The sequence below is a fragment of the uncultured Muribaculum sp. genome, from assembly GCF_910583865.1.
Lineage (GTDB): Bacteria > Bacteroidota > Bacteroidia > Bacteroidales > Muribaculaceae > Muribaculum.
This window is the reverse complement of record NZ_CAJTYX010000032.1, coordinates 22,924-30,336: the sequence shown is the minus strand read 5'-3', so window position 1 is coordinate 30,336 and position 7,413 is coordinate 22,924. Positions and strand designations below refer to the sequence as shown.

Sequence of the window (7,413 nt, the reverse complement as noted above, 5' to 3'; positions counted from 1 at the left end):
TCGCAGCACTCGCACCTGAAACGAGCGCGTCTACCATTCCGCCACCTGGGCAATATTAAAATATCTTATGACAGCATATCATAACTGCCGTTTGCAGGTGCAAAGTTAGTAATGATTATTTAATTGCCAAAAAAAATTCAACAAATTATTGAGAAAAATTTCACCCTACTCTCAACCCTACTCTCAACCCCCTACTCTCAACCCTACTCTCAACCGCAGGTTCAACTGGCAAGTGCAAAATTAGCGATTAGTCGGAAGAAAACATTCTTAGGTAAGTCGAAATTGAGTTTCTCCGTGGTATGAGGTTGATTTTATGCTGAATCTTGCGCATGAATGCCTCTGACAGGGATGATAAGTCGATTCCTTTCAGCATACTACTGCCTGATGAGCTTCTTTGCGTTCTCTAAAGAACTATTCTACCATGCACGAATATTCTACTCGAATGCCCTACAATTGCTTTACGCAGCAGATTTCATTAATACCCTACCGACAAGCAACTCCCCGCAACATAGCGACACGACAACATAGCAGAACATCAACAGCACACACCTTACCAATGAACTACATGCCGCAAAACGACATCCTTACGAGGCAAAGACAAACGAGGCCGCATCCTCGCTGATCGGATGCGGCCTCGTAAATATCCAGTTTATGCGGGAGTCAATGATCAATAGCTATGAACCTCATAAATATCCATGAGGATTCATCAATAGCTGTGATGGTCGGAGTCCATCTCTGCGGAGGTCAACGGACGGGCATTCATCTTGCGCCATACATAGGCTATGTAGGCCACTACGAACGGCACGAGGATGCTGACCACGCTCATGACATTGAGTGTGAACTTCGTCGACGAGCTGTTGGCGATAGTCAGCGACGACGACGCGTCTGCGAGCGACGGATAGTAGGGCGTGTCATTGTAGCCGGCCACCCAGAAGAGAGTAAGCACGACAAGCACCGTGCCTATGCCCGACCACCATATGCCTTTCGTGTAATGCTTAATGAACACCGACTTTCCGATGGCATAAAGCACCATAGCCACACCAACCAGAAACAGCACAAGACACCACCACATATCCACGTAATTACCGAAATACTTGAACGGCACGGCCTCGAAACTGTGAAAGCCGGTAGTCCTTAGCCCGGTGTGCGTTAACAGAAGCCCGACGAAAGCCAGGAAGAACACCACGAATATCACACCGTTGACAAGCACCCGGCGACGGCAGCGGTCGAAAAAATCCTCACCGGCATCGATATTGTTCATGAAATATAGCGCACACTGCGTGCGGGCCAGGAAAAGCACGGCAAAACCGAGAATCCAGTTGCGCCAGCAGAATATCGCTTCCCAGCCATGACCAGCACCCCATTGGGATATGACAGGTGCGCCGGGGTCGAGTATATTGCCCATCGTTACCTTGAAATCGGCCCCGAAAAACATCATCGACACAGCCACGCCGAGCAGGAAGCACCCGAAAGCGCCACTAAGCACCAACAGTATGTCGAAAAAACGTGTACCGTAAAGATTCCCTTTCTTGCGACGGTACTGATAGCCAACGGCCTGGGCTATGAAAGTAAAAAGTATGAGTATCCAAAGCCAATAGGCGCCTCCGAAGCTCGTGCTGTAGAAGAGGGGAAATGATGCGAAGAATGCACCGCCGAACACCACAAGCGTCGTGAACGTCAGTTCCCACTTGGTGCCTATAGAGTTGACCATCAGGTTGCGATGCTCAGAGTTGCGGGTGCACATCAGCATTGACTGGCCGCCCTGCACGAAAAGCAGGAAAACCAGCAGCGCACCAAGCACCGAAATCAGAAACCACCAGTAATGCTGGAGTAGAAACAGAGTATGATCCGTTTCCATCATTGTATAGTCTGCTTCCATGACTGTCAGGATTTAGAGATTTCGTTAATATCCATCTTCGAATACTTGTTGATCTGCGTGGCCATGATGCTCATCTCGGCAACGAGCAGCACCGTGAACACAACGGCAAACATGATGAACGTCGTGATTACCGACGATGCAGCGATCTCGCTTATAGCGGCACGCGTAGGTAGTATGTCCTGTATCACCCACGGCTGACGGCCCACTTCGGCGGTCACCCATCCTGCCTGCGAGCAAACCCACACCACTACGATCGACAGCATGCCGATTATGCACGCCACCTTGTGGCGTAGCCATTGCGGACGCCAGTAGCTTGCCACGAAAGCGAATATGAAGAACAGCAACAGGTAGCCTCCCGCCATCACCATCACGCGGAACGCGTAGAACGTCATGGCCACCGGCGGCACAGCCTCCTCCGGCGAATCGAGATACCCGTAGCCGAAATAAGGATAATCCACCTTAAGTTCAGCGGTCGCTTTAGCCATAGCTTCACCATCGCCGGCCACCATCGCGGCATCATAGGCACGCAGAGCTTCATGGGCCTGGCGTCCTCGCACGATGCGCTCCGCATAGCCAACCGTGCGCACCGTGTCGCCATCCGGGGTCAGCTCTATGCCGTCGATAAGATCGTTGATGCCGGGCACGAAACTGTGCATATCGTGATTGGCGAGAAACGACAGTCCGTAAGGTATGCCTATGTCAAACAAGTAAGGTTCTACGGAATCATCGCCGGCCTTCTTGTCAGGATTAAGTATGCCGAAGCCCACCAGCTCCTGCCCGCACGAGCCACGGTAAAGCCCCTCCATGGCGGCGAGCTTCATGGGCTGATGGCGAGCGACGTTCACGGCCGATATATCGCCGGTGGCAAGAGTTACAAGAATGCCAGCTCCTCCCACCCACGATGCTATCCGGATGGAGTCAAGAGCCATGTCGACATTGCGCTTGCGCAATATCCACCACGAGCTTACCCCGATCACGAACACTCCTGCCAGAGTCCATGCGCTTGCCACCGTGTGGGTAAACTTGGCCACTGCGGTGCCAGAAGTCACAATGGCCCAAAAGTCCGACATGACGTTGCGCATCTGTGCCGGATCGAATTCCATACCTACCGGCTGCTGCATCCACGCATTTGCCACGAGAATCCACAGCGCCGACAGCGCCGTGCCTATGGCTGTGAGCCAGGTTGCTGCGAGGTGGAATCCAGGGCTGAACTTCTTCCAGCCGAAAAACATGACAGCGATGAAGGTCGACTCCATGAAGAAAGCCAGTATGCCCTCGATAGCCAGCGGCGCACCGAATATGTCACCGACAAACCAGCTGTAGTTCGACCAGTTGGTTCCGAACTCGAATTCAAGAATTATGCCGGTGGCCACGCCTATCGCGAAGTTTATGCCAAACAGCAGCATCCAGAACTTGGTCATGGCCAGCCACTTGGCAGCACGTGTCCTGACGTAGATGCTCTCCATTATGGCCACTATCAATGCCAGACCGATGGTCAGCGGCACGAAAAGCCAATGATACATGGCCGTGAGGGCGAACTGCCATCGCGACCAGTCAACTACGGTAAATAAGTCGTCCATGTGTGTAGAATAGAGATTGGATTTTTATCAAGGATTGTCTATTAGATGTTTCCTCACGGCCTGTGCCCGCTGGCTGTCATCGGAATAGTCGCGTTCCAGCACGTCGGGAAAGAAAAAAAGCTTGAATATGAAGAAAAGGATAAACAGCTTCACCAGGATGAGTACCCACAGATACCGTCCCACGGTCATGCTGCGGAAGCCGTCGCGGTAAAAACGGTACACGCGCCCAGGAAAGGCTTTCACATGTCGGAATGTATTCATGCCGATGCTATTTTGGAGACACAGATTCTTTGGATTAAAAACCAAGATGGCTTCGTAATGGAAACAATTCAGGGAAACATTAAGTTTCACACGTCGACGTCGATGACTGTTCCGAGCAGATAATCGTTGCCGGGCACGAGACACCACAATACGGCGCGCACGGCTACATCGACATTCCCCGCACCAGCGACACATACCACCGCCCGGCGCGAATCGCCATAAGGAGCGACAGCCACATTCCAATGCCTGTCGGCTGCCGCACATATTTCCACCATGGCATCGACACCCTCCCAACGGGAATACACCACGGCGGTATCGCCCGGAGCCACCCCGCAAGCACCTGATGACTGCGCCAGACGATCTCGTGTGATCATGTCCTCCTCGATGAATGCCACTCTGGCGCCCGTGGCACACAACGCTTTCACCACGGCATCGCGCAATGCGACGCCGTCAGTGGTCGGCATTTCGCTCACGGCGCTGACCATTATACGACGCACCGGGAACGGAAAGGACACCGTGCCCGGACGCGATCCGGTGGAAGTGACACGCTGACGATACCTTGGAACGCCGCCGCCACGGCGATGTTCCTCCATCTTCCGTTCAAGATAATTATCGGCCATGCTACAGAGAATCCAATAGGGATGCCCGATTATCTCGTACACCCTGTTGATGAGACGTGTCCGGATGCCGCCCACGTAATGCGGAGCGCCCATCCGGACACGTGATAATACTATAAAAAGTTGCTTAACGGGCCTCCCAGCCGAGAGCGCTCGCGCCGAGAACGGCGGCATCACCCTCTTTGAGCTCTGAGAGCAGAAGCTTTGTCTTGCCCTTGAAGATGTTCAGTGTATTGCGGTCCATAGCCTCCTGGATAGGTTTCATCAGAAGGTCGCCTGCACGGCTCAGTCCGCCGAAAAGCACGATAGCCTCGGGGCTGCTGAATGCGATAAAGTTGGCGAAAGCCTCGCCCATGATCTTGCCGGTGTACTCGAAGATCTCTTTGGCAAGCTTATCGCCCTTGATGGCTGCGTCATACACATCCTTCGAGGTAATCTCCTCCACGGGTATGTCGCGCAGAAGCGACTTGTCGGTACGTGTCTCCAAGAACTCGCGGGCCGTACGGGCCACGCCGGTGGCAGAGCAATAGGCCTCAAGACATCCAGTGCGGCCGCAACCGCACATACGTCCGTTGCTGGGCTTTACGATCACGTGGCCAAGTTCGCCGGCAAAGCCGTCGTGGCCGTAGACGAGCTGGCCGTTGACAACTATGCCACTCCCCACACCAGTGCCGAGAGTGATCATAATGAAATCCTTCATGCCGCGGGCCACACCATATGTCATCTCGCCGATAGCTGCCGCATTGGCGTCATTGGTGACAGCCACAGGAACGCCGAATGCCTCCTTAAGAAGTTCAGCCAAAGGTATCCTGCCCTTCCAGGGAAGATTGGGAGCCATCTCGATGGAACCGGTGAAATAATTTCCGTTGGGAGCGCCGACACCGATGCCTGCAATCTTGTCGACAGCGTCATTTGCCTCCAAAAGATTGTTAAGAGCATTCTTAAGCTCCTCGATATAATCTTTGATATCAGAGTGCTTGCCTGTTTTGATAGAGCTGCTGGCAACCACGTTGCCACGAGCGTCAACTATACCGAACACGGTGTTGGTGCCACCTATGTCGATACCTACTACGTAAGGTTTCATGTTTTTAACTGTATTGTTTAGGTTGTTGTTAAATTTGATCGTCCTGATGCTTTAAGGAAAAAATCCGACATGCTCTCATGTCCATGGTAATCGCCCGGTGGAGAAAGTCGGGAAAAGGGTCAACTACATTGCAAAGATAATTAAAATTGTTAAACCTGAGTCGAATCAGACATTTTTTTACAATAAAAAATCAGTCCACAAGCCGTCCAAGAGGTATTGATGCATCTTTTTGCAGCTTTAACTGATTAATCTTTGGGCTATTCGGAGAAAAATGTCTAACTTTGCAGCGTCAGAAACCAAAAAGCTTATTTTACATGGACAAAAAGCCGGTAAACATCGACCTGCTGTTTGAAACAAGCTGGGAAGTGTGCAATAAAATCGGTGGCATCTACACGGTCCTTTCCACAAAGGCCAAGACACTACAAGAACTTTATAAGGATAGAAACATATTCATCGGTCCGGATGTGTGGTCGGACGATAGTCCCTCCCCCTACTTCACACCATCACGCACGGTGTTGAAAGAATGGAAGGCACAGGCTAAGCTGCCTTACGGCATAAGTGTGCGATGCGGCCGATGGGAAGTGCCAGGGAGACCGATAGTCGTGCTCGTGAAATTCGATGGTCTATATCAGGTAAAAGACGAATTCTATGGACACATGTGGGATCTTTACGGTGTCGATTCGCTGCACGCCTATGGCGACTACGACGAAGCATGCGCTTTCTCACACGCAGCAGGAATCGTGATTGAGAGCATCTGCGACTTTGTCGGCATACGTGACAAGAACGTCGTGGCCCACTTCGACGAATGGACCACCGGTATGGGGTTGCTATACGTGAAAGACGTCCTCCCCTCCGTGGCAACGATATTTACCACCCACGCCACATGCATAGGCCGCAGCATATGCGGCAACGGGAAACCTCTTTACGACTATCTGCGTGCCTACAACGGCGACCAAATGGCACATGAACTCAACATGGAGTCGAAACACTCTCTCGAAAAGACAGCCGCCCACCAGGCCGACTGCTTCACTACGGTGAGTGACATCACGGCCATAGAGTGCGAGCAGCTTCTCCAGCGTCGTCCGCTGGTGACACCAAACGGATTTGAGCAAAACTTTGTGCCCAATAAGGGCAAATTCCCAAAAGTGCGCGAAGCCGCCCGAGAAACGCTCCTAAACGTAGCCTCATCCCTTGTCGGACGTAAACTGCCCGCCGATACATTCATCGTGGCCACGTCCGGGCGATGCGAATACCGCAACAAAGGAATCGACCTATATCTCGATGCCATAGCGCGGCTGCGCGAGCTCAATTCCTCGCGAACCGTGGTGGCTTTCGTGATGGTGCCAGCATGGTGCCGCGACCCTCGTCCCGACCTGCAACACACACTTGCCGCAAAACGCAAGACACGCTTGCCCGAGCCGGACATAACCCATACCCTCAACAATCCGGACTCCGACCCGATCATATCCCGCATAAGGCAGATAGGATTTGCCAACGAAAAGACCGACAAGGTAAATGTGATTTATGTACCATGCTACCTCAACGGCAACGACGGAATATTCAACACACCCTACTATGACCTCCTCATAGGAATGGACGCCACCGTGTTCCCTTCCTATTACGAACCATGGGGCTATACCCCTCTTGAAAGCATAGCATTCGGAGTGCCTACAGTCACCACTACCCTCTCGGGCTTCGGCCAATGGGTACTCTCCACAGAGGACAATACCTTCGCTGAATGCGGAGTCAATGTGATCGCACGCGGCGACTTCAACTACGACGAGGTGGCCGACCGCATAGCCCGGTCGCTACAGTATCTCATTGCGGCAGACCAACAGCAGACCACATTGATTCGTAGCCGAGCCATCCACATGGCCACTCTTGCCGCATGGAGCTACTTCATCGAATACTACGTCGACGCCTTCCACATCGCCCTCGACAACGCGCACTCGCGTGAGGTCAACGGCTGACTAAGACACGTGAATCTTCACA

General features: G+C 52.5%; 6 protein-coding genes. 1 reads left to right on the top strand and 5 read right to left on the bottom strand.

Annotated features, from left to right (window positions below; genetic code table 11):
- Positions 1-706: 706 nt before the first annotated feature.
- The 5 genes from QZ303_RS07965 to QZ303_RS07945 all read right to left on the bottom strand — a co-directional run bounded on the left by QZ303_RS07965 (position 707) and on the right by QZ303_RS07945 (position 5,421).
- Entirely contained in the window at positions 707-1,879 is a 1,173-nt protein-coding gene (locus tag QZ303_RS07965) for a cytochrome d ubiquinol oxidase subunit II (protein ID WP_295731455.1), read from the bottom strand.
- A 5-nt stretch (positions 1,880-1,884) separates the two neighbouring features.
- Entirely contained in the window at positions 1,885-3,459 is a 1,575-nt protein-coding gene (locus QZ303_RS07960) for a cytochrome ubiquinol oxidase subunit I (RefSeq protein WP_295731453.1), read from the bottom strand.
- A gap of 27 nt (positions 3,460-3,486) precedes the next feature.
- A complete protein-coding gene (locus QZ303_RS07955; RefSeq protein WP_295731451.1) occupies positions 3,487-3,720 on the bottom strand; it encodes a DUF4492 domain-containing protein in 234 nt (77 codons plus the stop codon).
- A gap of 86 nt (positions 3,721-3,806) precedes the next feature.
- Positions 3,807-4,433 (bottom strand): hypothetical protein, encoded by a 627-nt coding sequence (locus QZ303_RS07950; protein WP_295731449.1) that lies wholly within the window; start codon positions 4,431-4,433, stop codon positions 3,807-3,809.
- Positions 4,434-4,464: 31 nt separating this feature from the next.
- On the bottom strand, positions 4,465-5,421 hold the full coding sequence (locus QZ303_RS07945) for an ROK family protein (RefSeq protein ID WP_295731447.1): 957 nt from the start codon (positions 5,419-5,421) through the stop codon (positions 4,465-4,467).
- 314 nt (positions 5,422-5,735) lie between these two features.
- Between QZ303_RS07945 and QZ303_RS07940 the strand changes: the two genes are divergently transcribed.
- Positions 5,736-7,391 carry a glycosyltransferase gene (locus tag QZ303_RS07940; protein WP_295731445.1) on the top strand — a complete coding sequence of 552 codons (1,656 nt, stop codon included), beginning with the start codon at positions 5,736-5,738 and terminating at the stop codon, positions 7,389-7,391.
- The last annotated feature ends 22 nt before the right edge of the window (positions 7,392-7,413 follow it).

Bases quoted from the DNA above. Each gene is read 5' to 3' on its own strand.
- QZ303_RS07955 (WP_295731451.1), bottom strand. From the start codon at position 3,720: ATGAATACATTCCGACATGTGAAAGCCTTTCCTGGGCGCGTGTACCGT.
- QZ303_RS07945 (WP_295731447.1), bottom strand. From the start codon at position 5,421: ATGAAACCTTACGTAGTAGGTATCGACATAGGTGGCACCAACACCGTG.
- QZ303_RS07960 (WP_295731453.1), bottom strand. From the start codon at position 3,459: ATGGACGACTTATTTACCGTAGTTGACTGGTCGCGATGGCAGTTCGCC.
- QZ303_RS07950 (WP_295731449.1), bottom strand. From the start codon at position 4,433: ATGGGCGCTCCGCATTACGTGGGCGGCATCCGGACACGTCTCATCAAC.
- QZ303_RS07965 (WP_295731455.1), bottom strand. From the start codon at position 1,879: ATGGAAGCAGACTATACAATGATGGAAACGGATCATACTCTGTTTCTA.
- QZ303_RS07940 (WP_295731445.1), top strand. From the start codon at position 5,736: ATGGACAAAAAGCCGGTAAACATCGACCTGCTGTTTGAAACAAGCTGG.